Source organism: Bacillus sp. LQ16 (genome assembly GCF_057784645.1).
In genome coordinates this window covers 900,104-926,291 of sequence record NZ_CM173491.1, presented here as the reverse complement: position 1 = coordinate 926,291, position 26,188 = coordinate 900,104, and the positions used below count along the sequence as shown (strand labels likewise).

The 26,188-nt window shown below is 34.9% G+C and carries 22 protein-coding genes, 1 pseudogene and 1 riboswitch; of the genes and pseudogenes, 9 read left to right on the top strand and 14 right to left on the bottom strand.

The window, feature by feature from the left end; all coding sequences use genetic code 11:
* Positions 1–34: 34 nt before the first annotated feature.
* The 4 genes from AC3EMB_RS04690 to AC3EMB_RS04675 all read right to left on the bottom strand — a co-directional run bounded on the left by AC3EMB_RS04690 (position 35) and on the right by AC3EMB_RS04675 (position 5,099).
* On the bottom strand, positions 35–2,335 hold the full coding sequence (locus tag AC3EMB_RS04690; RefSeq protein ID WP_488517511.1) for a sensor histidine kinase: 2,301 nt from the start codon (positions 2,333–2,335) through the stop codon (positions 35–37).
* Between the two features lie 541 nt (positions 2,336–2,876).
* The gene (locus AC3EMB_RS04685) at positions 2,877–3,122 is read right to left on the bottom strand and encodes a hypothetical protein (RefSeq protein ID WP_063220063.1); all 246 of its coding nucleotides are present in this window, start codon (positions 3,120–3,122) and stop codon (positions 2,877–2,879) included.
* 341 nt (positions 3,123–3,463) lie between these two features.
* The gene (locus AC3EMB_RS04680; RefSeq protein ID WP_000164614.1) at positions 3,464–3,820 is read right to left on the bottom strand and encodes a YlbF/YmcA family competence regulator; all 357 of its coding nucleotides are present in this window, start codon (positions 3,818–3,820) and stop codon (positions 3,464–3,466) included.
* Positions 3,821–3,962: 142 nt separating this feature from the next.
* Positions 3,963–5,099, bottom strand: coding sequence for a DUF445 domain-containing protein (locus AC3EMB_RS04675; protein WP_002060818.1), 1,137 nt, complete (start codon positions 5,097–5,099; stop codon positions 3,963–3,965).
* A 129-nt stretch (positions 5,100–5,228) separates the two neighbouring features.
* Here AC3EMB_RS04675 and AC3EMB_RS04670 point away from each other — a divergent pair, with 129 nt between their 5' ends.
* Complete coding sequence (locus tag AC3EMB_RS04670; RefSeq protein WP_064532627.1) at positions 5,229–6,281, top strand: YheC/YheD family endospore coat-associated protein; 1,053 nt, start codon at positions 5,229–5,231, stop codon at positions 6,279–6,281.
* A gap of 20 nt (positions 6,282–6,301) precedes the next feature.
* On the top strand, positions 6,302–7,759 hold the full coding sequence (locus AC3EMB_RS04665; protein WP_265938284.1) for a YheC/YheD family endospore coat-associated protein: 1,458 nt from the start codon (positions 6,302–6,304) through the stop codon (positions 7,757–7,759).
* A 19-nt stretch (positions 7,760–7,778) separates the two neighbouring features.
* Here the strand turns inward: AC3EMB_RS04665 and AC3EMB_RS04660 are convergent, their stop codons facing one another.
* On the bottom strand, positions 7,779–8,024 hold the full coding sequence (locus AC3EMB_RS04660) for a hypothetical protein (RefSeq protein WP_000510474.1): 246 nt from the start codon (positions 8,022–8,024) through the stop codon (positions 7,779–7,781).
* A gap of 450 nt (positions 8,025–8,474) precedes the next feature.
* On the opposite strand from AC3EMB_RS04660, the gene sasP reads away from it, so the two are divergent.
* Entirely contained in the window at positions 8,475–8,678 is a 204-nt protein-coding gene (sasP, locus tag AC3EMB_RS04655; RefSeq protein WP_000013349.1) for a small acid-soluble spore protein, SasP family, read from the top strand.
* A 51-nt stretch (positions 8,679–8,729) separates the two neighbouring features.
* Here sasP and AC3EMB_RS04650 read toward each other — a convergent pair whose 3' ends face one another.
* The 5 genes from AC3EMB_RS04650 to AC3EMB_RS04630 form a co-directional block, all read right to left on the bottom strand.
* Entirely contained in the window at positions 8,730–9,464 is a 735-nt protein-coding gene (locus AC3EMB_RS04650; RefSeq protein ID WP_000623598.1) for an amino acid ABC transporter ATP-binding protein, read from the bottom strand.
* Between the two features lie 28 nt (positions 9,465–9,492).
* A complete protein-coding gene (locus AC3EMB_RS04645) occupies positions 9,493–10,191 on the bottom strand; it encodes an amino acid ABC transporter permease (RefSeq protein WP_000281499.1) in 699 nt (232 codons plus the stop codon).
* Positions 10,178–10,975 (bottom strand): amino acid ABC transporter substrate-binding protein, encoded by a 798-nt coding sequence (locus AC3EMB_RS04640; protein ID WP_000732843.1) that lies wholly within the window; start codon positions 10,973–10,975, stop codon positions 10,178–10,180. The genes AC3EMB_RS04645 and AC3EMB_RS04640 overlap by 14 nt, the downstream gene beginning before the upstream one ends.
* Positions 10,976–11,254: 279 nt before the next feature.
* Entirely contained in the window at positions 11,255–13,255 is a 2,001-nt protein-coding gene (locus tag AC3EMB_RS04635; RefSeq protein ID WP_406654433.1) for an ABC transporter ATP-binding protein, read from the bottom strand.
* Entirely contained in the window at positions 13,252–15,012 is a 1,761-nt protein-coding gene (locus tag AC3EMB_RS04630) for an ABC transporter ATP-binding protein (protein ID WP_069355062.1), read from the bottom strand. Before AC3EMB_RS04630 ends, AC3EMB_RS04635 begins: the two co-directional genes overlap by 4 nt.
* A gap of 613 nt (positions 15,013–15,625) precedes the next feature.
* Between AC3EMB_RS04630 and gapN the strand changes: the two genes are divergently transcribed.
* Positions 15,626–17,065 carry an NADP-dependent glyceraldehyde-3-phosphate dehydrogenase gene (gene gapN / locus AC3EMB_RS04625; RefSeq protein ID WP_000213634.1) on the top strand — a complete coding sequence of 480 codons (1,440 nt, stop codon included), beginning with the start codon at positions 15,626–15,628 and terminating at the stop codon, positions 17,063–17,065.
* A 78-nt stretch (positions 17,066–17,143) separates the two neighbouring features.
* On the opposite strand, the gene AC3EMB_RS04620 is transcribed toward gapN, so the two are convergent.
* Positions 17,144–18,229 (bottom strand): DUF3626 domain-containing protein, encoded by a 1,086-nt coding sequence (locus tag AC3EMB_RS04620; RefSeq protein WP_488517510.1) that lies wholly within the window; start codon positions 18,227–18,229, stop codon positions 17,144–17,146.
* Positions 18,230–18,341: 112 nt separating this feature from the next.
* A pseudogene (locus AC3EMB_RS04615) lies at positions 18,342–18,590 on the bottom strand (glutamate racemase); the annotation flags it as partial.
* A 99-nt stretch (positions 18,591–18,689) separates the two neighbouring features.
* A riboswitch (Lysine riboswitch) is annotated at positions 18,690–18,871 on the top strand.
* A gap of 146 nt (positions 18,872–19,017) precedes the next feature.
* Here AC3EMB_RS04615 and AC3EMB_RS04610 point away from each other — a divergent pair.
* The 3 genes from AC3EMB_RS04610 (at position 19,018) to AC3EMB_RS04600 (ending at position 22,500) form a co-directional block, all read left to right on the top strand.
* Positions 19,018–20,442, top strand: coding sequence for an amino acid permease (locus AC3EMB_RS04610; protein WP_023521252.1), 1,425 nt, complete (start codon positions 19,018–19,020; stop codon positions 20,440–20,442).
* Positions 20,443–20,502: 60 nt separating this feature from the next.
* Positions 20,503–21,702 (top strand): ABC transporter permease, encoded by a 1,200-nt coding sequence (locus AC3EMB_RS04605; RefSeq protein ID WP_488517509.1) that lies wholly within the window; start codon positions 20,503–20,505, stop codon positions 21,700–21,702.
* Positions 21,703–21,984: 282 nt separating this feature from the next.
* Complete coding sequence (locus AC3EMB_RS04600; RefSeq protein WP_488517508.1) at positions 21,985–22,500, top strand: type 1 glutamine amidotransferase domain-containing protein; 516 nt, start codon at positions 21,985–21,987, stop codon at positions 22,498–22,500.
* A gap of 63 nt (positions 22,501–22,563) precedes the next feature.
* Here AC3EMB_RS04600 and AC3EMB_RS04595 read toward each other — a convergent pair whose 3' ends face one another.
* The gene (locus tag AC3EMB_RS04595; protein WP_197260405.1) at positions 22,564–22,713 is read right to left on the bottom strand and encodes a hypothetical protein; all 150 of its coding nucleotides are present in this window, start codon (positions 22,711–22,713) and stop codon (positions 22,564–22,566) included.
* 96 nt (positions 22,714–22,809) lie between these two features.
* On the opposite strand from AC3EMB_RS04595, the gene AC3EMB_RS04590 reads away from it, so the two are divergent.
* Positions 22,810–23,013 (top strand): hypothetical protein, encoded by a 204-nt coding sequence (locus tag AC3EMB_RS04590; RefSeq protein WP_001063856.1) that lies wholly within the window; start codon positions 22,810–22,812, stop codon positions 23,011–23,013.
* A 51-nt stretch (positions 23,014–23,064) separates the two neighbouring features.
* Here the strand turns inward: AC3EMB_RS04590 and AC3EMB_RS04585 are convergent, their stop codons facing one another.
* Positions 23,065–24,327: an MDR family MFS transporter gene (locus AC3EMB_RS04585; RefSeq protein ID WP_069355057.1), complete on the bottom strand. Its 1,263-nt coding sequence runs from the start codon at positions 24,325–24,327 to the stop codon at positions 23,065–23,067.
* 84 nt (positions 24,328–24,411) lie between these two features.
* On the opposite strand from AC3EMB_RS04585, the gene AC3EMB_RS04580 reads away from it, so the two are divergent.
* Positions 24,412–26,172 (top strand): SgrR family transcriptional regulator, encoded by a 1,761-nt coding sequence (locus tag AC3EMB_RS04580; RefSeq protein WP_140155570.1) that lies wholly within the window; start codon positions 24,412–24,414, stop codon positions 26,170–26,172.
* Positions 26,173–26,188: the final 16 nt, after the last annotated feature.

Below are 26,188 nucleotides of genomic sequence, written 5' to 3'. Positions count from 1 at the left end.
AATATCATCCCATCATCTGATGATTCATCGAAAACTAATTATCTTTAAATTTAATAATTATTTGCAAACCGAGATTAGGTTTCGATTCAACAGACATCTCTCCATTCAGACTTTGTATCCTAGTGATAATTCCAGACAAGCCTAACGTGTTGTAAGAATAGTTTACTTCATCTAATTCAACACCTATCCCATTATCTACATAAGTTAAATATAGGTGATCATCTTTATGAAATAATCTTATCGTTACATTTGTCGCTTTTGAATGTTTCATTGCATTGTTTAATAGTTCTTGTATAATTCGATAAATCGCTTGTTCATGTTCAATACTAGGCACAACAATCCTTTCAGGAATATCATAATAGAAGAAAAAGGTCGCTCTTAAATTAATCTGCTTAAATAAATTCAGTAGTGCTTGTTTTAAGCCTAACTCATATAAAAATGGTGGCCTCAAATTATTACACGTTTCACGAATTGTATAAATATGATCTAATAGTTCTTCATGTATTTCATTAAGTATATCTTTCATTTCCTCATCTTTAACACGTTCATTATAACTCTCAAATTTTCTAGTTAAACGTATTTGATCTTGCAAAACTCCATCATGTATATCACTTGCAAGATTTGTCCGTTCTTTTTCCGATAGTTTGAACATAAGTCTCGCCAACCATTTTGGTGGATGCTCTAAATTTTTTATCTCCTGTAATTGCTTTAATAAGTCTTCAATTTGATTAGAACACTCTAATAATAAATCCGCATAATTACATAATGTTTCAATCCAAACTACTTCATCTACATTTAAATTCTCTTTTCCATTATAATTACACAATAAAATAAGCATTTTATCTGCTGAAGTAGATAAAACAAATCCAAAATGTTTTTCTAACTGTACGATAGAACCAACCTTGTATGTGTCTAGTTGATGATTAAATAAAGTTTCTATCGTCCGGTGCGGAACATATTCACTATCCAAAATACGGACAGACTTCTCAATTTTATTTATTTCTACGCAGCACGTTTCTTCAAGTTTTAAAATATCCGCTATCTCTCTTCGCATACTATAAATTAAATTTGATAGTTTGTATTCATTTTTTGCTTGATGTAAAAATCGATGCAAACTGAATTGATAATTTTTTTGGTGATGATATAAACTTTTTCTCAACTTAAAATCTACATAATCCTTAATATATAAAAAACAAATACAAATAATAATAGCAATAATTCTAAATTTTATCCACTCTAATAAACCTGCCTCACTCTCTTCAAAAAGTACCATAGTTAGTACCGCCAAAAATATGTTAATCCCTACAGATAAAATAATATAATGCGGTAGTCGCTGAACGATAAATCTAAAATCAAACAACTTCCCTGCAATTACTAAATAAAATAAGCACACTGGGATAAATAAAAAGAAAATCCCCGTTGTTTCACTGCTTATAAATTCTTCCCCATAATATAAATTTGGAATTAAATATAAACAAACAAATGGGGTTGCCGATACAAAAAAACTAATAATAATAATTTTTAAATATTTAATGTAACTACTATTTTTACTTTTTAAATAAAACCTTACTAAAAGGTATACTGTAAAACAAAATAATATAAAACTTAAAGTGACTGTAAACAAATTAGCCCATTCATTATGTTCTATATATACAAAAATACTCACTATAATAAGGAATACTGATATTGCATTTAAAACTTTTAATTGTTTTGGTATTAAAAACTTTATTTCATTATGCAAGAAATACAACATCATGAATCGAATAAAGAAAGTAAATGAACACACTAATGAAATTGAAGCCATAATAAAAGAGAATATATCTTCTCTTTCAACAGCCATAATGCTAATAAAATTTAATCCAAGAGAAATTAAAAAATATACTAGATTAATGGTACTACGATTCATTTCAGGAACAAATATTAAAAGATATAACGCCATCAAAAAACATACTATATAAAATCCAACTGGAATGATAAAATGATAAAATAATTGTTTGCTATAAGGTGTATATTTTATCTCATACTCTTTTATTTCCCCGTTCCTATCTAATGTAATTTTTTTTGCTTGTTCAATTGAATGATACGATTCAACTGTAAAATGTTGAGATGGTGATTTGCCATCAATTTTTTCTATAATATCTCCTATTTGGAAATCTCTTTTTCCCGCCCAACTATATTTTGATAAGTCATTTATAACATATTGGTTAGATTCATATTTTACAGATATACCTATCTCAGGATATTCTTTTATTAAATTAGCTAAATAACCACTAACTATAAGGGAAAATAATAGAATCAACAACTGCCACTTAGATTTCCACATTCTCGCTATCATTGCATAACTCCTTTTGCAAACACAACCATATACATTGCCCCCCCTAGGTATTATTGAAGGAAAATTTTTTTACTTTTCATTCTCAATAAAAATAGAATTATTTACCTTATACTTTTAACATTAAAAATAGATCCGCATTTTTTTCAAAGGTAAATAAATTATATATTTCCCTACCTAGGTATTCTTTAAAATTTTTTGATTTTCATTCCTCAATAAAGATAGAATTATTCAACTTATACTTTCAACATTAAAAATAAATCCGCATTTTTTTCAAAGGTAAATAAATTATACATTGCCCTCCCTTGATATTCTTAAAAGGAAAGTTTTTTTTATTTTCATTCCTCAATAAAGATAGAATTATTTATCTTACACTCAAAAAATTAAAAATAGCTCTATATTTTTCAAAAGTAAATAGATTACATACACTTCTAAAAAATTAGAACCCCCCATAAAAATATATACTCATCGGCATGAGATTAGGAAAAAATTATAACACAAAGTAAAAAAAATTATAAGCTACTTTCTCACCCTATATAATATATTAATATAATATTACTTTCGTACTATCTGGGTGATGTGTTAAATAAAATTCATTATTCTTCTTATAAATCTCAATACCTTTTGTAAGTATCTTTACATTATTTATAAAAATAGTTGAGTCATTTACCCAAATATTTTCAACCAATTGCGATCCTTGATAAAAGAAATCATTTTCTATCATCATATGAAGTACATGTTTCGCTAATATTTCCGTTTTAAAACTATTTAAATCTATAAGGGTCTCCATCTATTCTAACCTCTTCCATTTATCTCTATTAATTTCCTTATTAGTAAATACATTATATGTAAAAATTGCGATTATTTCACCGAAATACTAATGCGCCCTTACGAAATAGATAGGTGATTACCGAAAGAGGATTCCCTCGATATACTTTTTATGCATATAACTTCTCTACTACTTTACTCTTTTATTAATCACCAAATACGGTTCACCGCAATATAAATGCTCGCAAACGAAGAATTAATATCCTACCTGTTATATATAGAGTATTTTACATGTATAAAGTTATATTCAGAGTTCCATAAAAAAACAAAAAAAGACGCCCCCTCTAGGGGCGTCTTCCACTATTACGCTTGTTGTTGCGCGCTATATAATTCTTCAAGTGGCTTCATGATAATTTTGTTAACGTCACCGATTACAACGTTTAGGCGTTGCTCAGTTTCCATTAATTTTGTAATTTTAGCATCTTGTTGAATGCGAGCTACAACTTCTTGTGCTTGTTGGTTGTCTTCTTCAGTGATTTCTTGGCCTTGCATCATTTTTTGTTGTAGGCTAAGTTGCATTGTACGGAACTCATCGAATAAGTTCTTTGAAGCTGTGTCAGCTTGAACTGCTGCGTAGCTCTCTTTTAAAGTTTTGAAGTCTTCGTTTTCAGCGATTGCTTTTTGTAATTCATATGCAACATCATGAATGTTCTTTGTCATTTTATTTTTCCTCCTTTAGAAGGCTAGCGCTTTTCATACGCACTGCCTTTTCAGTGCATTTACATACGCACCTCTTCTTACCATATCAAACTATGCAAGAGATGTGAAGAAATTTCACTTTTATTTCTATGTACTCACCTTATTATCTAAGAAACAATAGTAACAATCCTTGTACGAGTCCGATCATTCCACCTAATAATGCTCCTAAATACGTAATCATTTTCAATTCGTTTTTCGTAATAGACAGAACTAAGTCTTCTAATCTTTCTGTTGAGAATGTAGACACTTCTTGCTGGACAATTTCCGCAAGGTGTAGATTATTTAGTATACTCTCTACGTTTTCTGTTCCCCACTTCAAGCCTTTCTTTACTGCACTTGGAACCACTTTTTCAATAATTGTTTCTCGAACCGGCTCACATACTTGCTGAACAGATTGATTTAAAAACTTACTCACTGTTTCCTCTACTTTAACTGCTGACAGCACGGAGCTTACAATCATTTCTTTCTCTACAAATGCTTCTAATTCTTTTACATCTCTTCCTTTTAACTTTTCCCACTCTTTTTGCAGTACGTCAGTTAAAAGCTGCTTTGTACCATCTTGACCTAAAAACTTAATAACTTCTGGCTGCACACGATCCACTACACTTACATTTCCTAAAAACATTCCGACTAAGTTAAGTAGCGTTCCGCGAGAAGCAAAGAAATCATCAATCATTTTTGAAAGACGTGCTTTCCCTTCTTCACTTTCAAAAAAGCTAATTCCTCGCTCTAAAATAAACGCCGAGACATTCGGAATCGCATTCTCTACTTTTTCATTTACAGAATGAGGTAAAGCCTGTTCCCATGTATATGTATAATACTCTGCTAAAAATGCATGAATTTTTTCTGTAATAACATGTTCGATTTTTCGAGTCGCTTCTTCTTCTACATGCGCTACATTCCATTTTTCTAACATGTGTCGCAGTGATTGTTCATTCGTAATTACTTTATCCACTTCCACTTGCGCCCAGTGAATTAAACCTTTTTGAAACTCTTCATTTGTTAGCTTTTTTCCAATTCCTTCTGGTGTTAACAAATGTTCTACAACCATATTTCCTAATTGAACAGCAAGTTCATCACGACGCTTCGGAATTAACCCTGGTGTAAATGGAACTTGAAACTTTCCGATATAAATAGGACGATGAGGACGAAATAACATTTTTATCGCTAAATGATTCGTATATCCCCCAATAATTGCTCCGAGTCCTGTCGTCGTTAGCATATTTAACCATATATTCATTACAATCAACCTTTCACTTCTCCAAAACTATAGCATATCATCATACGGACAAAAGTATAATGGTATAAAAACGTATTTGCAATATATAGCTTCGCCTATTATGCAAATAGTAGTAAAGGAGTGATTTCGTTGGTTCTCGGTCTTTTAGCTTCTAAACTTCATTACGAACAAACGTATTACACCGAAATCGCTAAACGCGCTCGGCTTTATCATAATGTCGTTGCCCAGTTTACGCCATTTTGTATTGATCCTAAAACAGACCTTATTTCTGGTCTTATTTACGATACAGATACAGGAAAATGGAAAGAGCAAACATTCCCTATTCCTTCTTATATATATGATCGTTATTCTTTTCACGAGGAAACAGACTTTGAAAAAGCAAAATCAATTATTCACTCTTTGCACAATCGTCCTTCCACTACCTTTTTAAATAACACACTTATCAATTTAAGTGAACTACATGATTTATTTCTCACTAATAAAAAACTGTCTCCTTATATACCAAAATTTGAAGTGGCAACGATACAAAACATTTTTAAACTGTTGTTAAAAACTAAAGATATTATTATACGCCCCACTAATACACATTCAAAGGATAACTTATATCGAATTGCTTACAAAAATAAAACGTTTCATATCGATACAGTAAATGAAAAATACCATACTTCTCTTCCATTAAAACGGACAGACGAATTTATATCTTGGTGTAAATCTAACATACGTTCATCCCGTTACATAGCGCACACTATGCTACAACCACCAAATCAATTAACATATCCACTCCACATTCGAACCATTTTGCAAAAAAACAAAGAACAAACTTGGACTGTTATCGGTCAATTTATACAAAAAAGCTCATTTCCTAATCAACTTTTACCCTCAGCAACGGCCGATGATTCATTACATTCATTTTCAAAAATTAAATACGTACTATCTAGTACGGGTGTGCAACTATTGCAAGACGCTTTACACGACATTATAAATGAAGTATTCCAAACACTAGATCAGTCTTATTCTTCGTTATTTGAACTAGAACTTTCCACAATTATGGATCAAAAAGGCGCAATTTGGCTTATGTATGTCAACACGATTCCCCCTTACGAACAATACATTCGTCATAGTGATTCATTAGCTGAAAAGATATTTCACGGACCACTTAAATTCAGTCGCTTTACACCATAATGAAAGGAGGTAAACCTATTTTGAAAGAACATATATATACATTAAACATTTCAGATGAACATCCAAATAGTATTACTTTACCTTACGTTTTTTCTATTACGCCACCTATTACATCCCTCTCCTTCGGTATACGTCACATTGCAAGTGAAGAGGTGAAAATTCATTATTCCTTTACTCGCGAAATTATTATCGGAAAACATATTGCCGAAAAACTTTTACTACCTCAATCCACTACTATTCATGCATTCACACAAAACCAAACAATTATTTTCGGACCATTAATCGGCATTTTTACAACTGGCTTTAACGATGATTCTTCTAACCCTTTAGGAAATCGTTCAATTGCTCTCAGTGAGTTGTTAACACCACCATTCTCATTACGACCGTTCGTATTCGTCTTTGGCGTTCAACATATAAACTGGGAAGAAGAAACGATTGAAGGATATTTCTTTCAAGAGAAACAATGGATAAAGAAAAAAGTCCCTTTACCAAATGTCATTTACGATCGATTACCGAATCGACAAGCAGAAAATTATAAACCGATCGTCAGAGCAAAAAGAAAGTTAGAACATGACTACTCTATCCCATGGTTTAACCCAGGTTTTTTTAATAAATGGGAAGTTCATCAACTTCTTATGAAAGACGAATCAATTAGACCCTTATTACCAAACACAGAAGCATTTCAGCATTTTGAACAAGTAGAACGGTTTCTTGGCACGTATAAATCTGTGTACATGAAACCAATACACGGGAGCTTTGGTAGAAATATTCATCAAATATTTTATTCTCAAACAGAGAATTGCTACTACTGTCGTTATCGCGAAAATGAAAAAAATAAACTGAGAAAGTATCAATCATTAGAAACTCTTCTAAACCACGTATTAAAAGGACATGATTTAAAAAAGTTTATCGTACAGCAAGGTATTTCATTACTTCGCTTCGATGGGCAACCTGTTGATTTCCGCATTCATACAAATAAAAACCATTTCGGTAATTGGATAGTTAGTGCAATCGTCGCCAAAATCGCCGGCAAAGGCAGTTTAACAACGCACGTAAATAGCGGCGGTGATACAAAATTGCTACAAGAGCTTTTTCCAGATTCAACGAAACAAGTTCAAATTGAAAATAAATTAAAACATACTGCCTTACAAATAAGTTACGCGCTCGATGAACAAGTAACCGGAAATATTGGAGAAATCGGTTTTGATATCGGTTTAGACACAAAGGAAAATCCGTGGCTCTTTGAAGCTAACTCTAAACCTGGGCGAACTGTATTCCAAGATGAAAAATTAAAAGAACAAAGTGAAATGACGCGCCAATTATTTTACGAATATGCCGTCTACTTAACTGAACATTCTTTACGTGATACAAAAGAAAAAATGTCTCAAATAAAATCAGGGACTTCATCAAACACCGAACATATTCCTTCTCCTATGATTCACTCACAAATACAAAAACAAAAACTTCCACCTAGATAATAAGGTGGAAGTTTTCTATTTACACAAGTTTCACTACAACCTCAGTTTCCACGTTACATACTCCGCAATAAAAAATATGATTGCAATATTCATTTGAATTATTATGCGTTAAACCATCTACTGCACTTAATAATTCTTGATCCATATAGGCACTATAATCGTCTATGTAATCTACAGACTTCCCATAATCTTGGAGTATACTTTGGCAATTTTGACAAGAATATGTTTGTGATTCTAATGCGTTGCAAAGCGGGCAAATCCCCATCATGATTCCTCCATACGTTATCGTTTAAAGCCTCTCTTTTTTAGATTGAAGAGAGCACCTACCCATGCATAGGAGCGGTCACTCCATCCCTACTTAAAAATAGAACTATAAAGTTGCTACCGATTTCATTTCAATAAATCATAAATAAGAAGCTAATGATTAGCCTACAAGTAGCAGGCTACACTGAGAAAATTATATTTAATATCCTCCTTAGTTTGGCCTGTTTTCTTAAAAATACAACGATTACTCTTATTTCATAATTTACGAAATCAATACGTTTTTTTGACAAAATTTACAAATTATTATTTTGTATATCTTTCTAGGTAACATCCATACTATGAGTACAAACTTAATTACCGATGGATTAGCGCCAACCGGGGCGATAATCTGGTTCAACTCCAGCTAGTCCAACCAAAAAAATTTTTCTAACTCTAAGGAGGATATATTCCTATGGCAAACCAAAGTTCTTACAATCAATTAGTAGTACCAGGTGCAACAGCTGCAATCGATCAAATGAAGTACGAAATCGCTCAAGAATTTGGTGTACAATTAGGAGCAGATTCTACGGCTCGCGCTAACGGTTCAGTTGGTGGAGAAATTACAAAACGTCTAGTTGCAATGGCTGAGCAAAGCCTTGGCGGATTCCAAAAATAAATATATATGGCAAAAAGGTCTCAGGGCATATGCCTTGAGACCTTCCTTAATTTATTGCAACATTTGTAAAAACTTCTTCGTGCGTTCTTCTTTTGGATTTGTAAATACATCTTCTGGTGTACCTTGTTCGACAACGACACCACCATCCATGAAAATAACACGGTTGGCAATTTGATGCGCAAAACGCATTTCGTGCGTTACAATAACCATCGTCATGCCTTCTTTAGCAAGTTCTTTCATTACTTTTAAAACCTCTTGAACGAGTTCAGGATCAAGCGCTGAAGTCGGCTCATCAAATAGTAACACTTCTGGCTCCATCGCAAGCGCGCGCGCAATTCCAACGCGCTGTTGTTGTCCACCTGATAATTGGAATGGATATAAATCCACTTTATCTGCTAAACCAACTTTTTCAAGGAAATAGTTTGCTTTTTTCTTTGCTTCTTCTTTCCCTACTTTTTTCACTGTAATGAGCCCTTCCATTACATTCTGAAGTGCTGTTAAATGAGGGAATAAGTTATGGTGCTGGAAGACCATACCTGTTTGCGTACGAAGATTTACAATATCTTTCTTCGATACTTTTTGAGCGAAATTAAGCTCTTTATTACCGATGCTAATATTACCAGCATCCGGTGTTTCTAGTACGTTGAGACAACGCAAGAATGTCGTTTTACCAGATCCAGACGGCCCAATAATAACAACAACCTCGCCCTTCTCAACTGTTAAATCTATATGCTTTAGTACGGTATTATCTCCGAAACTTTTTTGTAAATGTTGAATTGAAATCATAAAAACAAAAACTCCTTTTGTAAAAGGATTATTTTAACGTATAGCGTTCTGAACGCTTTTCTAACATCTGTTGTACGATTGATAATAAGAAACAAATAACCCAATAAATAAGACCTGCTTCAAAATAAACAATTAAAAATTCGTAGTTCATCGCCGCAATTTCCTGCGCTTTTCGGAACATTTCTGTTACTAAAATTAACGATGCTAATGAAGTATCCTTCACTAAGCTAATAAATGTATTTGAAAGCGGCGGGATTGATACACGCGTCGCTTGTGGTAAAATAACACGTTTTAACGCTTGCGGGTATGTCATCCCAATTGTGTAAGCTGCTTCCCACTGCCCTTTCGGAATGGAAAGGATAGACGCACGAATAATTTCCGATGCATATGCACCGACATTTAATGAAAATCCAACAACTGCTGCTGTATATGGCTCAACTTCAATATTAAGAGTTGGAAGTCCATAGAAAATAATAAATAATTGTACAAGAAGTGGCGTTCCGCGAATGATAGATACATAGATACGAGCAATCCATTGTAAAATACGACTACCAGAAATACGTGCGAGCGCTGTTAACGTTGCCAGTATAATCCCGATAATAAATGTAATAAGCGTTAATGGAATTGTTGTAAAAACAGCTTCCTTCAGCATAGGCATGAAGGAAGTCTGCATAATATCTATCCAAGTAGACAATCGATCTGAAACCAATGCACTACTTAGATACATTTTCACCGAACCATTTTTTCGTTATTTTGTCATACGTACCGTCTTTTTTCATATCTTCTAACGCTTTATCTACTTCTTGTACAAGCTTATCGCTACCTTTACGGAATAAGAATCCACTTTCTGAAGCTTCTTTTTCAGTATCTACAATTTTAATTTTCGCATCTTTTTTCGTTTCTAAATAATTTAATACTGATAACTTATCATTAATTGTAAAATCAACGCGTCCTGAAGCTAATAATTCTGCTGCTTGGCTAAATCCTTCTACACCAATAATTTCCGCACCATTTTTCTTAGCGATATCTGCATAGTTACTCGTTAAAGATTGTGCTCCTTTTAATCCTTTTACATCAGCAAATGTAGCAGGCTTATCTTTATCTTTTGCAATAACTAACGCCGCTGAAGATGAAACGTATGGCTTAGAGAAATCGTATTTCTTTTGACGATCTTCACGAATACCAACTTCGTTTGCAACCATATCGAAACGTTTTGCATCTAAACCAGCAAGTAAGCTATCCCATTGTGTTTCTTTAAATACAGGCTTTACACCTAAACGTTTTGCAACTTCTTCTGCTAATTCAACATCGAATCCAGTTAATTTATTGCTTGAATCGTGGAACGTAAATGGTGGATATGTACCTTCTGTACCAATTACAAGTTCACCGCTTTGTTTAATCTTTTGTAACGCATCTTGACTAGCTGTATCTTTTTTCTCTTCTTTACCGCAGCCGGCTACAATCCCGATCGCTAATGTAGTTACTGCAAGCACTGAAAATAATTTCTTCATGATTGTAATCCTCCAAGTATTCTGATAGGAATTTAAAAACTATATTGATTGTATGCAATCTTGAACAATTTTTCAATGAAAATGTTCTTATTTAGTTTATCCTTTTTCTTCATAATCAAACAAAAGGGAAAAATAACACCACATACAAAAAATAAGTAACATTTTTTAATATAGCATTAATTGTAGGAAAGGTAAAATAATACTTCTTATTATGTACCTTTATCGCCGACATTTTGCCAACAAAAAAGAACTTGCAACAATCGCAAGTTCTTCCCCGCATTAAGCGCTCTGGTTTCCTTCCATTTGCGTTTTATACATATCATAATAACGCCCGCGCTTTTTCATGAGTTCATCATGAGAGCCTTTTTCTAAAATGGTTCCTCTATCGAGCACAATAATTTGATCTGCGCTTTTAATCGTTGAAAGACGATGAGCAATAATAAATGTCGTTCTTCCTTTTTTTACAACTTCCAATGCCTGTTGAATCATCGCCTCTGTTTCTGTATCAATACTAGACGTTGCTTCATCTAAAATTAAGATAGCTGGATCAAAAGCAAGCGCCCTAGCAAACGAAATAAGCTGACGTTCTCCAGTGGAAAGCGTACTTCCCTTTTCTGTAATTTCTTCATTTATATTGTTTGCAAATCTTTCAGCACCAACATCATGCAATGCTTTTATGATACGCTCTTTTGAAATTTTTTCGTTTTCTAAGCTTACATTGGAAGCGACCGTCCCGCTAAATAAAAACGGATCTTGCAGTACGATTCCCATATGCTCACGAGTTGCTTGTTTCGGCATTTCTCTTACATCGTGACCGTCAATCGTAAGCTTTCCTTTTTCAAACTCATAAAATTGAAAGAGTACATTCATGATAGAACTTTTTCCTGATCCAGTATGACCAACAAGTGCCACTGTCTCGCCTTGTTTCGCTTCAAAAGAAATATTTTTTAACACTTCATCTTTTCCATTATAAGAAAATGATACATTATCAAATTTTACATTTCCTTTTAAACGAGGCATGCGTTCTTCTTCTACCGCTTCCCCTTTTTCCTCTAACAATTCAAAGACACGTTCTGATGCAACGCGCGCTTGCTCTAAGTTTGCAAGCTGGTTCACCATATTCGTAATTGGCGAGAATAATCGTGTTAAATAATCGACGAACGCATACAGTACCCCAAGTGAAATAATACCTGTAGCACTTAATGACGCACCGCCGAAATACCAAATTACTCCTGTGAAAGCGATATTTCTTAATACGGCTACTAAGTTATGCGAAGTTGCTGCATTTAAATTTAAAATTTTATTTTGATACTTAAAATAATCGCCATTTAATTCTTCAAACTCTTTTTTCGTTTCACGCTCTTGACGAAACGCTTGAATAATCGGCATCCCTTGAATGGATTCATTCACTGTTCCGTTAATATCAGATAAACGGGAACGCATTTTATGGTTGTATACAGACGCATATTTTCTATAAAGAATCGCCCAAACAATTAAAATTGGGATAATTAATAAACATAATGAAGCGAGCTTCACATCTAGTAAAAATAGCGCAGCGAATATCCCAATAATATAGATGATACTAGAAACGAATGTTGCCAGCACCGTTACATATAAATCACGAATGGCCTCTGTATCATTCGTCACACGCGAAACAATTTTCCCCGCCGGTAAATGATCAAAGTACCGAATTGGCAACGTTTGAATATGAGAGAAAACATCCTCCCTCATAATTTGAATAATTTTGTTCGCTGCCTTCTGCAAGAAGAACTGCTTTCCGTATGCAAATAATGATACGACTACTAATAAAGCAAAATAGCCACCACCAAGTAATAATAGACGGTTTATTTCTGGTTTATAAAACGCAAACACTTCTTCTTTCGTTAATGCTTTCGCTTTATACACTTGCACCGCCTTACCATTTTGAACGGTAATCATATCCCCTTTTATAGTACGTGACCCTTCAATATTCACTTTATTTGGTACAAAATAATATTGAAAACCGACTTGCATCACACGTACTTCTTTACCTTTTGTCTCGCCTTGTTCAAAGCGATCACTTCGCTTATAAAAAGCGCCATTATACGAAACAGCTTCTTCACTCTTTTCTGTTTCATACCAAGGTTTCTCTATCCCGACGATATGATCATCAATCATCGTTTTAGCAACGAAAGGACCAGCAAGCTCTGCGATGACGAAAATAAATAACATTAACATCGCAGCAAAAATCGTCCCTTTCACTTTCATCGCATATTGAAATAATCTTTTTGAAACGCTCATATTTTCACCCCACTATCCGCACTTTCACTTTCGCCTTGTTGTCTTTCAAACTGTTCAGCATACCAGCCTCCGCTCTGGATAAGCTGAGCATGCGTACCTTCTTCTATAACTGCGCCTTCATCCATAACGAGAATCCAATCCGCATGTTGCACTGCAGATAAACGATGCGTCGTAATAATCGTCGTCTTTCCGCTTCTTTCCGTTCTTATATTTTCAATGATTGCTGCTTCCGTACGAGCATCTACAGCTGATAAAGAATCATCCAAAATTAAAATTTCTGGATTTTGAATAACAGCTCTTGCAATCGAGATCCTTTGTTTTTGCCCTCCAGATAAAGAAACACCTTTCTCTCCAACGAGCGTTTCTAATCCTTCTGGTAAAAACTCTAAATCCTTTTTAAACGCAGCAATTTCAATTGCTTTCTCTAGTTCTTCTTCCGTCGCTTCCCTATTTCCGAATAAAATATTTTCTCGCGCTGTTTTTGAGAACAAAATATGCTCCTGGGGTACATAGCCAATCCACCCGAGTACATTTTCATTCGTTATTTTATCTAATGTCACATCAGAAACTGCAATATCTCCATCTCCAAGCGGATATTGGCGAAGAAGCTGACGTACAAGCGTCGTTTTCCCGCTTCCTGTTTTTCCGACAACCCCTAGCGTTTCTCCTTGCTTTAATGTGAAAGAAACCTTTTTTAAATTTTCTTCAGTTGATGAAGGATATGAGAAAGACACATCATCAAACTGAATATAATCCGGCTCTTGTACAAGCTTTGGATGTTTCGGATCCTTTACATCTGGTTCATACGCTAACGTTTCATTCACACGGTCAAGCGAAGCATTTCCTCTTTGCATAACATTGATTAATTCACCAATTGCAAACATCGGCCAAATCATCATCCCTAAATAAACGTTAAAAGAAACGAGTTCACCAAGCGTCACCTTTGACTGGAACACAAGGTATGCACCGTACACTAAGCCGATTAAATAACTAAGACCGACAAGCATTTTCACAGTTGGTTGGAATAATGCATCAATTCTCGCTACCTTCATATTTTTTTCGTAGACGTCATCTCCTAAATGATGAAATCTTTCCTCGTCTGCATTCTCTTGTACGTATGCACGAATAACGCGCACACCAGCGATTGATTCAAGCACTTTATCGTTCATATCACCAAACGCATCTTGCGCAACGGTAAATCTTTCATGCAATTTCTTTCCATATATATTCATCGCATACGCCATAATTGGAAGCGGGATAAGCGCTGCAAATGTAAGCTCCCAACTAATTGTAAATCCCATCATAAAAACGATCGTAAGCATGTATAAACTAGAATCTACAAGCGTTAATATACCAAAACCAGCTGTCATAGCGATTGCTTTTAAATCATTCGTTGCCCTCGCCATTAAGTCGCCAGTACGATTTTTTTGATAAAAAGTCGGCGTCATCTTAAGTAAATGCCCCATAAATTTAGAGCGCATCGTTTTCTCCAGTACAAATGCACCGCCAAACAATTGATGTTGCCATACGAAAGTGAGGCCATATCCAACGATCGTAACCCCTATTAAAATAAGAATAGATTGCATAATAGCTTCGTTTGATAACGTTCCTGTTTTTATGTTATCTATCGTAACCCCTAACACTTTCGGGGGAATCACTTCAACTATATTTACAATTAAAAGAGCTCCAATGGCGATACTATATCTCTTCCAGTGCTCTTTAAAAAACCACTTTAACTTTAGTAATACTGATAACAATGTAACCTCTCCCTTCTCGTTCTCGTTTACTTCTCATTTCTTTATCCACTATCCAAACCCATTACATTTACATTTCGTAACCCATACAATCTCATCACATTTTTCCACCTTCCAAAGTTTTATATAGGAATATGGAAAATAAACAAAAAAAAGCATACCGCCGCTTGACGATATGCACAGGAATGCATAAAAAGCGTACGTTACGATATACGCAACGTACGCTTTTTATAAGACAAAGATGCCCTATATATCCGCACGGGTTGCGTAATGATATAAATGTTTTCTGCCATTTAACAGAGCTAAGCTCATTACATTTACGATTACAATCATTACGCACACCCCCTTCATTTATTTTCCATTTATAATCTTACAACTTTATTGAGTATTCTGTCAATTATTTTTTTACACATAAAGTAAAATGCACGAAAATGAAAATGGTTCATGACATAATAAACCAGTTTGAAATAAAAGAATGTTCTGTAAGAAAGGGCATACAAAATAAAAAAAGAATAAGAAATCGTTTTCACAAACATTTCATTTGAAAAATGTTATCAAACCCCCTACAATCACCTTATACTCACTCTTACAAGTTGCTATTTTAGGAGGACTAATCATGACAACTAGCAATACGTACAAATTTTATTTAAACGGAGAATGGAGAGAAAGCTCTTCAGGAGAAACAATCGAAATTCCATCTCCATACTTACACGAAGTAATTGGACAAGTACAAGCAATTACTCGCGGAGAAGTAGATGAAGCAATTGCATCTGCAAAAGAAGCTCAAAAATCATGGGCCGAAGCTTCCCTACAGGATCGCGCAAAATACTTATATAAATGGGCTGATGAGCTCGTAAATATGCAGGATGAAATTGCCGATATCATTATGAAAGAAGTCGGTAAAGGATATAAAGATGCGAAGAAAGAAGTTGTTCGTACAGCTGACTTCATTCGTTACACGATCGAAGAAGCTTTACATATGCACGGAGAAAGCATGATGGGCGATAGCTTCCCGGGCGGTACAAAATCTAAGCTTGCGATTATCCAACGCGCACCACTTGGTGTTGTATTAGCAATCGCACCATTTAACTACCCAGTAAACTTATCTGCTGCAAAACTTGCACCAGCATTAATTATGGGTAACGCTGTTATTTTCAAACCAGCAACTCAAGGTGCAATTAGTGGTATTAAAATGGTTGAAGCACTTCACAAAGCTGGCCTTCCAAAAGGTCTTGTAAACGTAGCTACAGGACGCGGTTCTGTAATTGGTGACTACTTAGTAGAACACGAAGGCATCAATATGGTATCGTTCACAGGTGGTACAAACACAGGTAAACATTTAGCGAAAAAAGCTTCAATGATTCCACTTGTATTAGAACTTGGTGGTAAAGATCCTGGTATCGTTCGTGAAGATGCTGACTTACAAGATGCTGCAAACCATATCGTAAGCGGTGCATTCTCTTACTCTGGTCAACGTTGTACAGCTATTAAACGTGTACTTGTACACGAAAACGTAGCGGACGAGCTTGTTAGCTTATTAAAAGCACAAGTAGCTGAACTATCAGTTGGATCTCCAGAACAAGATAGCACAATCGTTCCATTAATCGACGACAAGTCTGCTGACTTCGTTCAAGGTTTAGTTGACGACGCTGTAGAAAAAGGTGCTACAATCGTTATCGGTAACAAACGTGAGCGTAACTTAATTTACCCAACATTAATCGATCACGTAACAGAAGAGATGAAAGTTGCTTGGGAAGAGCCATTCGGCCCAATCCTTCCAATCATCCGTGTTTCTTCAGACGAGCAAGCAATTGAAATTGCTAACAAATCAGAGTTCGGTCTGCAAGCAAGTGTCTTCACAAAAGACATTAACAAAGCATTTGCAATTGCTAACAAAATCGAAACTGGTTCTGTTCAAATTAACGGACGTACAGAGCGCGGCCCTGACCACTTCCCATTCATCGGTGTAAAAGGTTCAGGTATGGGCGCACAAGGTATTCGTAAGAGCCTTGAGTCTATGACACGTGAAAAAGTAACTGTATTAAACTTAGTTTAATCTTATAAAAAGAAGCTGATCTATAAATAGATCAGCTTCTTTTCTATATAAATACTTCCAAAAACGGAGTATTTCGTTCTACTTCTGATTTGGTTTTCCAAATCGAACTAAAACATGCCACAATAATTTTAATTCCTGAAGCACTTCTTCATAAGTTCCACGATCACTCCAAGATAATGGATTGCGTTTCAAATCCACTACAGCAGAGCCAATTATATTTGCATCGATACAATGATTCCGTGCAATACGTCTTGCTAAAGATGGCATTTTTGAACCTCTAAAATCCATCGGAACTTCGTCTACCATAAGTACAAAACCGATGTGCCAATGCAAATCAATAGCATACTTCAGGCAAATTTCTTCTAAAACTCTTCCTACATCCGTACCCTTAAATGAAGGATCTGCAATAAGTACCTCCACGTCTTCTTTAAGAGAAATCTCTCCATGAATCTGCGCTTCAATATAATGATTAAGATTACGGGCTGGCTCTTTGCTTACTAAATCTATAAACGGCCTTTTCAGATTAGCCAATAAATGATTAATTATTATTGTTGGAGTCAAATTTCCTTCACCAATTGCAAAATCTCTTACGAATGCCTCTTCCAAAAGAGCAGCTAAAATCATATCAAACTCCTCATAAGTCCCCTTTTCTTTCGGATCTTGATGTGAATCTAAATACGTATATGTAGAGCGCGAAGAAACTTTTGGAGATAAGAGAAAATAACAGGATCCAAAACGCGGAGCCGGCCCATCTGGATGTAACATTAAATTTAGCGCTCCGTATTTTGGACGTTGATCATTCGTTACGCCTTCTAATTGATATGCCCCTCCAAATATTCTCTTTTCCCAAAGGTCACGTTCACCACCAGGGTAAGCAGATACGCTTCCATTAGATAGTAATGTTTCAAATTGACTTTTATATACTCCTTGCTCAAACAATGCTTCAGCAACACTTTTCATACTCGAATCAAGTCTGTCTGGATGAAAGTGTAAAGCAATCCTTGCATGAGATTTTAAATTAGCGACAGCTTCTTCAAATATTTCATCTGTAATATTACACATGTTAAGTATATGATTAATTGTTGCTTTAGCCCCACGTTTTTCGTTCTCTGCATATTTTGAAATATACTCTAAAGCAAATAATTGAGATCTTGATAATTCCATAATCCAATCTCCCCTTTAATTGAAATGACCTTAACCCTTTCAATTAAAAGTGCATTTTTTCCTTCTTATGCAACTAACCTAATTTATTGAACAAAAAGTACTTTAATACAGTCTAATTACAGATACGAGCATTCTTTACGGGTAAATCCACACATTCTACAGAAATGTGATATCCTAGCCATCGCTCAGCAATATGTTCAAATGATAAAACAGATCCCGTTGTAAAAAAACGATGCTTCGGATTCAGATTGTCAGACAAAATTCCTTTGTGCTGTAAAATGGTACTTAACTCTATCACTGTTTCTTCTGCAGAACTAATAATCGTTACATCTTCTCTTAACTTACTTTTAATCACAAACTCTTCTCTATAATCTGATTATTACTATATCCATTGACGTATAAAAATACATTTGTTACTCTTAAAGACGTTAATTTAATATTTAAATCCTCATTCGTATCTCGGTGAGGTAGAGGTTGCAATCATTAAGAGTATCATTTCAGGAGATGTAGTGGCATTGATGAAGGAATGAGAAAGGAATGGTTGCCGAAGTAAGTCGTGTCCACCATGCACGCTTGCTGGGTCTGCATTTAATAAGTGCAGAACTGTCACAAACGTTTCGTTTGTGGAGAGCTATCGAGAGGTATGTCGTGGGTTTCTTATAAGATAGAAAGCATGTAGCGGCAGATTACGTGCTTTTTTTGTTTTGTTTGGGACTTCTCTTCTCTACTAAGAAGACATACATATCTCCTCGCTTGACTTGGTTATACTAACTTTGGAGGTATTTTCTATGCAACAAAAAAAATGGGGCTTTTGGGTACTAACAGCTTTCGTTGTCGGTAACATGGTTGGCGCTGGTATTTTCATGGTGCCAAGTACGTTGGCACAAACAGCAAGCCCACTCGGTGTCACTTTAGCTTGGTTAACAACAGGGTTTGGTGTTTTAATGCTAGCTCTTGTTTTCGGTAATTTAGCAATTCGTCGTCCTGATTTAACGACAGGACCACAAAGTCATGCATATGCTTTATTCTCAACACCAAAAAAGAAAAAAATGGCAGGTTTCAGTATGGTATGGGGATATTGGGTTGCAAACTGGGCAAGTAACGTTGCCATCATTACATCATTTGCGGGATATTTATCACTCTTCTTCCCAATTATGAAAGATACGCGACTACTATTTTCAATCGGTTCTTTTAACATAGAAGTCGGAAAACTAATTACATTTACGATTTGTTCCATCTTACTTTGGGGAACTCATATTATATTAACAAATGGTGTAAGCGGAGCTGGAAAACTAAACTTCTTAGCAACAACAACGAAAGTAACTGGATTCCTTTTATTCATCGTCGTTACGTTATTTGCATTCGAAGCTTCTAAATTTGGACAATGGTACACACCGATGATTGATAAATCAGGTGCATCACACGGTCTTCTTTCACAAGTAAATTTAGCTGCTCTTACAACGCTTTGGGCGTTTATCGGAATTGAATCAGCCGTTCTTTTATCAAACCGTGCTGTTTCTCCAAAAACGGTAAAACGTGCAACAGTTGCGGGATTACTTATTACAGTTGCAATTTACTTAGGAATTACAATTTTAACAATGGGTGTACTTCACGTTGATAAATTACAAGCTTCTGAACGTCCATTAGCAGATGCATTAAACGCTGCAATGGGTCATGGCGGCGGGAAACTGATGGCATTACTTGCTCTTACTTCCCTGTTCGGTTCTATCTTAGGCTGGATTTTATTAAGCTCAGAAGTACCTTATCAAGCAGCAAAAGAAGGTTTCTTCCCTTCCTTCTTCACGAAAACAAATAAAAAAGGAAGTCCAATTTACTCATTACGATTAACAAACATTATGTCGCAAGTATTCCTATTCTCAACATTATCAGGAACCATTGCGGAAGCTTATACATTCGTTATTACCGTATCGACACTGGCCTACCTCATTCCATATCTCGTTTCACCAATCTTCCAGTTAAAACTAGTCGCAACTGGTGAAACATATAAAAATGAAATGCGGGCAAGAATTACAGATGGCATAGTCGCAGTTATCGCACTTTGCTACGCACTATGGGTTATTAAAACCGGCGCATCCGATATAAAAACGTTCCTTCTCGGAATTGGTTTATTCGTAATTGGATTTGCTTTCTATCCATTAATGAATCGTGATCAGAAAAAAAATAACGAAAAGAAAAACGGGCAAGTTGCATAACGCAATTTGCTCGTTTTTTCTTTTGTAAAACATATATAATAGAACAAAGAGGTGAAAAACATGTCAATCGAATCGCTATGGAGCAGTCGCTTCCAACAACATATTCAAAATATCATTACATACTTTGCACGTATGATTAACGGTTTACTATATAGCTTTATCTTTATTTCATGCGTTGGTGCATATTATTATGCTCAGTTTCTAAAAGCATCTCCTTCTAAAGGAATATCTTTAATAATTATAACGATTGTACTTACATTCATTATAACGAGATGCCCTATCCGTACATTTATTCAAAAACCTGATGCTGTCTATTTGCTTGCATTAGAAGAGAAACTAACATCCTATTTCAAAAAATCTCTTCTATACAATTACATCATTCAGCTTTTTCCATTATTATTTACGTTCCTTATTCTCGTACCACTTGCACTGCAATCATTGCAATTAACTGTACCTTTTTTGTGTACAATCTTTATCGTGTTAATGATTACGAAAGCTTGGAACATGTACATACATTGGATGTGGCGTGATAGTCACGAAAAAAATATATGGCTAATCATCCGTATTACTTGTAACGCCTTAATCATTTACATGCTGTTTTATTCCGCAAATGTTCTCATATTAGGCGGATTACTCTTACTACTTGCTTTCCTACTTCTATATACGAAAAAACAGCCTACAAAACGAATACCGTGGGATTACATAATCGAGCAAGAAGAAAAAATGAACGTTCGTTTTTATCAATTCGCTAGCATCTTCACTGATGTTCCGCAACTGAACAAACAAGTAAATAAAAGAAAATGGCTTACAAATTGGATTGAACCTTTATTACATAAAAAAAGAGCAACTTTCTTCTATTTACATACATTAGCATTTTTACGTGGGAATGATTATTTCGGTATATATATTCGCTTAGGATTGATCGGTGCTTTCGCCTTATATTTCATACCAAATATATACGTAAAAGGCGCTATCGCTTACATCGTTCTATATATGATTTCTATGCAGCTCCGTTCACTGTGGAAATATTTTTCAGGAAATATTATTGTAGCATTATATCCAGTCCATACTGAAGAAAGGATGAAGCAATTTCTTAGCTTAATCTTTATATTGCTAAGCATTCAACTCATTGTATTTTCGAGTGTTATACTCATTGCTACAGGACAATTACTGCATACTTTGCTTATTATGGTAATCGGGGCAATCTGGATCAAATTTATTATTGTACCAAAAACGAAGCAACGCGTTTCTTCGTTTTAACGAAAAGAAATATCTTAAAATCCAAGGAGCAAATAAATTATCTCCTTGGCTTTTTTATTTTGCTTCCTCAAACAAGAATCACTGAAACAACCGATATTTTATGATTTTTACATACAAAAACGATAATACATGTTTACGTCCTAATAAAAAGGGTATTTATTAAATTAACAGGGCAAAGAAAGTGGAGGGAATGAAAAAATATGAATTCAAGTTTCACTTTATAAAAGGCATTGCTCAAGGATGATTCTGGAACCGACAATATAATGTAAGGAGCTGAATGCAATGAGTAAAAAAATTGCTATTTTAATAACGGATTATTTCGAGGACACAGAATACACAGAGCCGGTAGCAGCTTTTAATCAAAAGGAATATGAATTAACAACCATTGAAATGGAAAAAGGGAAAACAGTACACGGTAAGCAAGGAAAAAGTGAAGTCGTAATTGATAAAAGTATTGATGATGTTTCTCCAGAGAACTTTGATGCCCTCTTCATACCAGGTGGATTTTCCCCTGATATACTCCGTGCAGATGAGCGTTTTGTACGCTTTAGTAAAGCATTTATGGATGCGGACAAACCCGTTTTCGCTATTTGTCACGGACCTCAGCTACTCATCACTGCACAAACACTTGAAGGACATGATGTAACTGGATATAAATCTATTGAAGTCGATTTAAAAAATGCCGGCGGGAACTTTCATGACAAAGAGGTTGTCGTATGTCAAAATCAGCTAGTAACAAGTAGACAGCCAGAGGACATCCCAGCGTTTATTGAAGAATCGTTGCGTATATTAGGATAACTAACCTCCTTTTATTTACATGAAAATAATTAATCAGTGGGGTTTTATTCATCCCCCCACTGATTAATTTGCCCTCACCAACTGGTCGTTTACAGGCAATCCGACCACCACAAATAGCAGGATAAATAAAAAGAGGGGAACCCAAAAGTTCAGTTTTAATAATCTTTTGGATTCCTCTCTTTTCTCGCCCCAAAATTCCTTATCACTTTTCATAGGCAGTTCTCATATAGTGAAAATGACTATATAATTCCTATCCATAAGTTAAATAATGATTTCGCACATATAAATAAAAAAGATGGGAGCCTAACTATGAACAATAATCCACCTTCTCCGCCCCAAGACAACTCCGAAAACAATAGCCGTGACATTACACTGCAAACATTACGGGTCATTGGACTCATCGTCCTTATTAGTGGTTATATCCTCGTTGCTCTCTCAGAAGTAGGTGAGCTGAAAACCTTATTAACAAATCCGAATGCTAACCCTGATTTAGCTGAAGTTGACCCGTTCTAAAAATTATATAAAAAGCGAGTCCCAGTATAACTGGTTCGCTTTTATATAGTTTCATCCAATTTGAGAAACATTTCTCTCATCCTCATACTTCTCTTTCCCTATTGCCTTCATAAATAATAAAATACTGCTCATACCAACGATAAAGTACAGAGCACTCATGCCCCAAGATGCAATAAATGAACCTAGCATAACACCTAATGCTCCGTTCATTTTTGCCACTTGAAAGACCATTCCGTTAATCGCCATATAAGAACCTCTTGCCTCATTTGGCACCATATCTGCCATAATAGATTGACGTACTGGCACATACATCATCTCACCTACTGTTTGGAAAAGCCCTGCAATTAATAAAATCCATAAACTATTGCTCGTTCCGAGTATTGTAAATCCAATTGTATAAATGAATAAACCTACATATAAGATTTTCAAATCGTTGAAGCTTTTCAGCATTTTTATAAGAAGTGCTGAACATAACACAACTAAAATTGTATTCTCCGCTGAAATCCAGCTCAGCATTCGAATACCCGTTAAATCAAACGTAAAACCATTACTGAAGAAAAATTGTACTGTTTCAAATTCCTTCTGCAAACGTACCCCTAAGTAATTATTAATTTGAAACTCTAACGATAATGTACATATACTCGCTGCACAAAAAATTAGAAACGCTCTATCTTTCATTACGACTTTATAACTATCCGCCATATCTTTTAATATATTTTTCTTCTCCACCGTTTTTCTCGCTACATACACTTCTTCCATATATACAGCCATTACATATAAAGTAATAATTGCAACAAGAGTTAATACGATAAACAATTGCAATCTATAGTTTTCAAATAGTAATCCACCAAATATTGCTCCAATTGCAATAGATAAATTAATCGCCCAGTAGTTAATGCTGTACATCACTTTTCGATTTTCAGGTGTACTCACATCAATTAACATCGCCTCTGTCGCAGGATTCATAAGTCCAGAGCCTAAACTATTCACTAACATAAACACAAATGTTAGCCATGGTGAGTCAACGTAATCCGAATTCGCAACTCCCATACAAGCAATGGAAATGACTTGTATACTTTGACCGATAATCATAACCTTTTTACGCCCAAGCCGATCCCCAACATATCCACCGTATAAACCAATTACTAACGAAGCTATGACATTAATAAGTAGTAACGCACCAGCAATCGCACTACCTAACTTTATTGAAAAATAAATCGCCATAAATGGAAAAATCATTGTGGACACAGTACGTGTTAAAAACGAAGTTATAATTCTAATTTTTATATTTCGATGCATACTCCAAAATCCCATTGTTTCCCCCTCCTTATGCTTACTTATTTTACTTTGAAAAAAAGGAAGAAAAAGGTTAGAATATTCTAAAGAGTTTCCCCTTTTATGATAGAAGGAAGTGTATATATGAAAATTATGGACTATTACATTAGACTAAGACTACATGCACAAGATCAACAACATATGCGAAATAGCTTACAAGAATTAGCGGATGTTTTATATTGTAGTACGAAAAACGTAAAGATTTTATTAAAGAAAATGAGCGAGGAGCAATTAATTAGCTGGACTCCTGGGCGAGGACGCGGAAATAAAACAGAAATTCTATTTATACATAATTTCGTAGAAGCGATTGAATGCTATACAGATGAACTGTTAGCGCAAGAAAAATTAAAAGATATCTTTCTTCTTTTAAAAGAACCCCTACCCCTTGCACTTCAAAAAAAGATAGAAAATAAACTACATCATCATTTTGGATACGAACCTTCAAATGATATGTACGACATATTAAAAATTCCTATATCGAGAAAGATAGTCCCATTAGATCCGGCTTTTGTGGCTGTAACTACAGAGAGCCATCTTACGAGTCAAATTTTTGATACGTTAGTCGTTTATAACGATGTTACGGAAAAAATGGAACCACACATTGCGCATACGTGGGAATTAAGTGAAGACGGGCTGACGTGGACTTTTTATTTACGAAAGGATGTATATTTTCATAACGAAACAGTTTTAACTTCTAAAGATGTACGATTTTCATTTGAAAGACTAAAAGAAGTTCACTCTCCTTTCGAATGGTTAACAGAAGAAATTGTTCAAATTGAAACACCATCACCACTGCAAATTCGATTTCATTTAGCAAAACCAAATTTATTTTTCTTACACTATGTAAGTTCCATACAACTAGCAATTTTGCCACATGATGCTAGTATTGAAAATCATCATTATATAGGTACTGGACCTTTCAAACTTGCTCATTACTCTGAAGACAATATCGTACTCGAAGCGTTCACTCATTATTTTAAAGAGCGCGCGTTATTAGATCGTATTGAATTTTGGGGTATTCCTGATCATGTACAAATCGATGCTGATTATGAACTACCAAATGAAGAAGAAAATGAAAGGCATGATATACAAATAGAAGAAATAGGTTGTATTTATGCTGGCTTCAACTTTACAAAACCTGGTCCTCATCACGACATTTACTTTCGAAAGGCTTGGAGAGAACTATATGATGTTGAAACGATACTTCGTAGCATAGAGGGAAGACGAACAATTGCTGCATCAAGCTTTTTCCCTGAAAGAAGTAGCCAAGCTTCTAAAAGATCTTACTCTTTAGAAAAAGCAAAAGTTTACTTAAACAAGAGCACCTATAACGGAGAAACGATACATATTTATTTCTTCGCATTTAAAGACAGTGCAAATGACGCACATTTCCTAAAAGAACGATGTGAAAGTTTAGGTATACAAGTGGAGCTTCACCCATTTCTCGTTTCCGATTATATGAATCGTTCTATCGATCAACATGCCGATATTATTTTCATGGGAGAAGTGTTTGCTTCCAATCATGAACTTGCATTCTTAAATGTATTTAAAAATAAAAGTTGCTTCGTAAATCGGTTCATGGACCCACACTACGAAAAACAAATTAACTGTTTGCTAGATACATTTTTACTAGAAGAAAATAAAGAAAAGCGTTATGAACTCATGTATGAGATTGAAGAGTTTTTACAAGCAGAACACATCATTTTATTTAACTATCACGTTTTAAAAAGAAAAACATACCCTTCTTCTTTAAAAAACGTAACAATTGATTCATTTGGTTGGGCAAATTTTGCGAAGTTATGGATACAACCATCCACGTATTAACATGCAAGTTTTTATA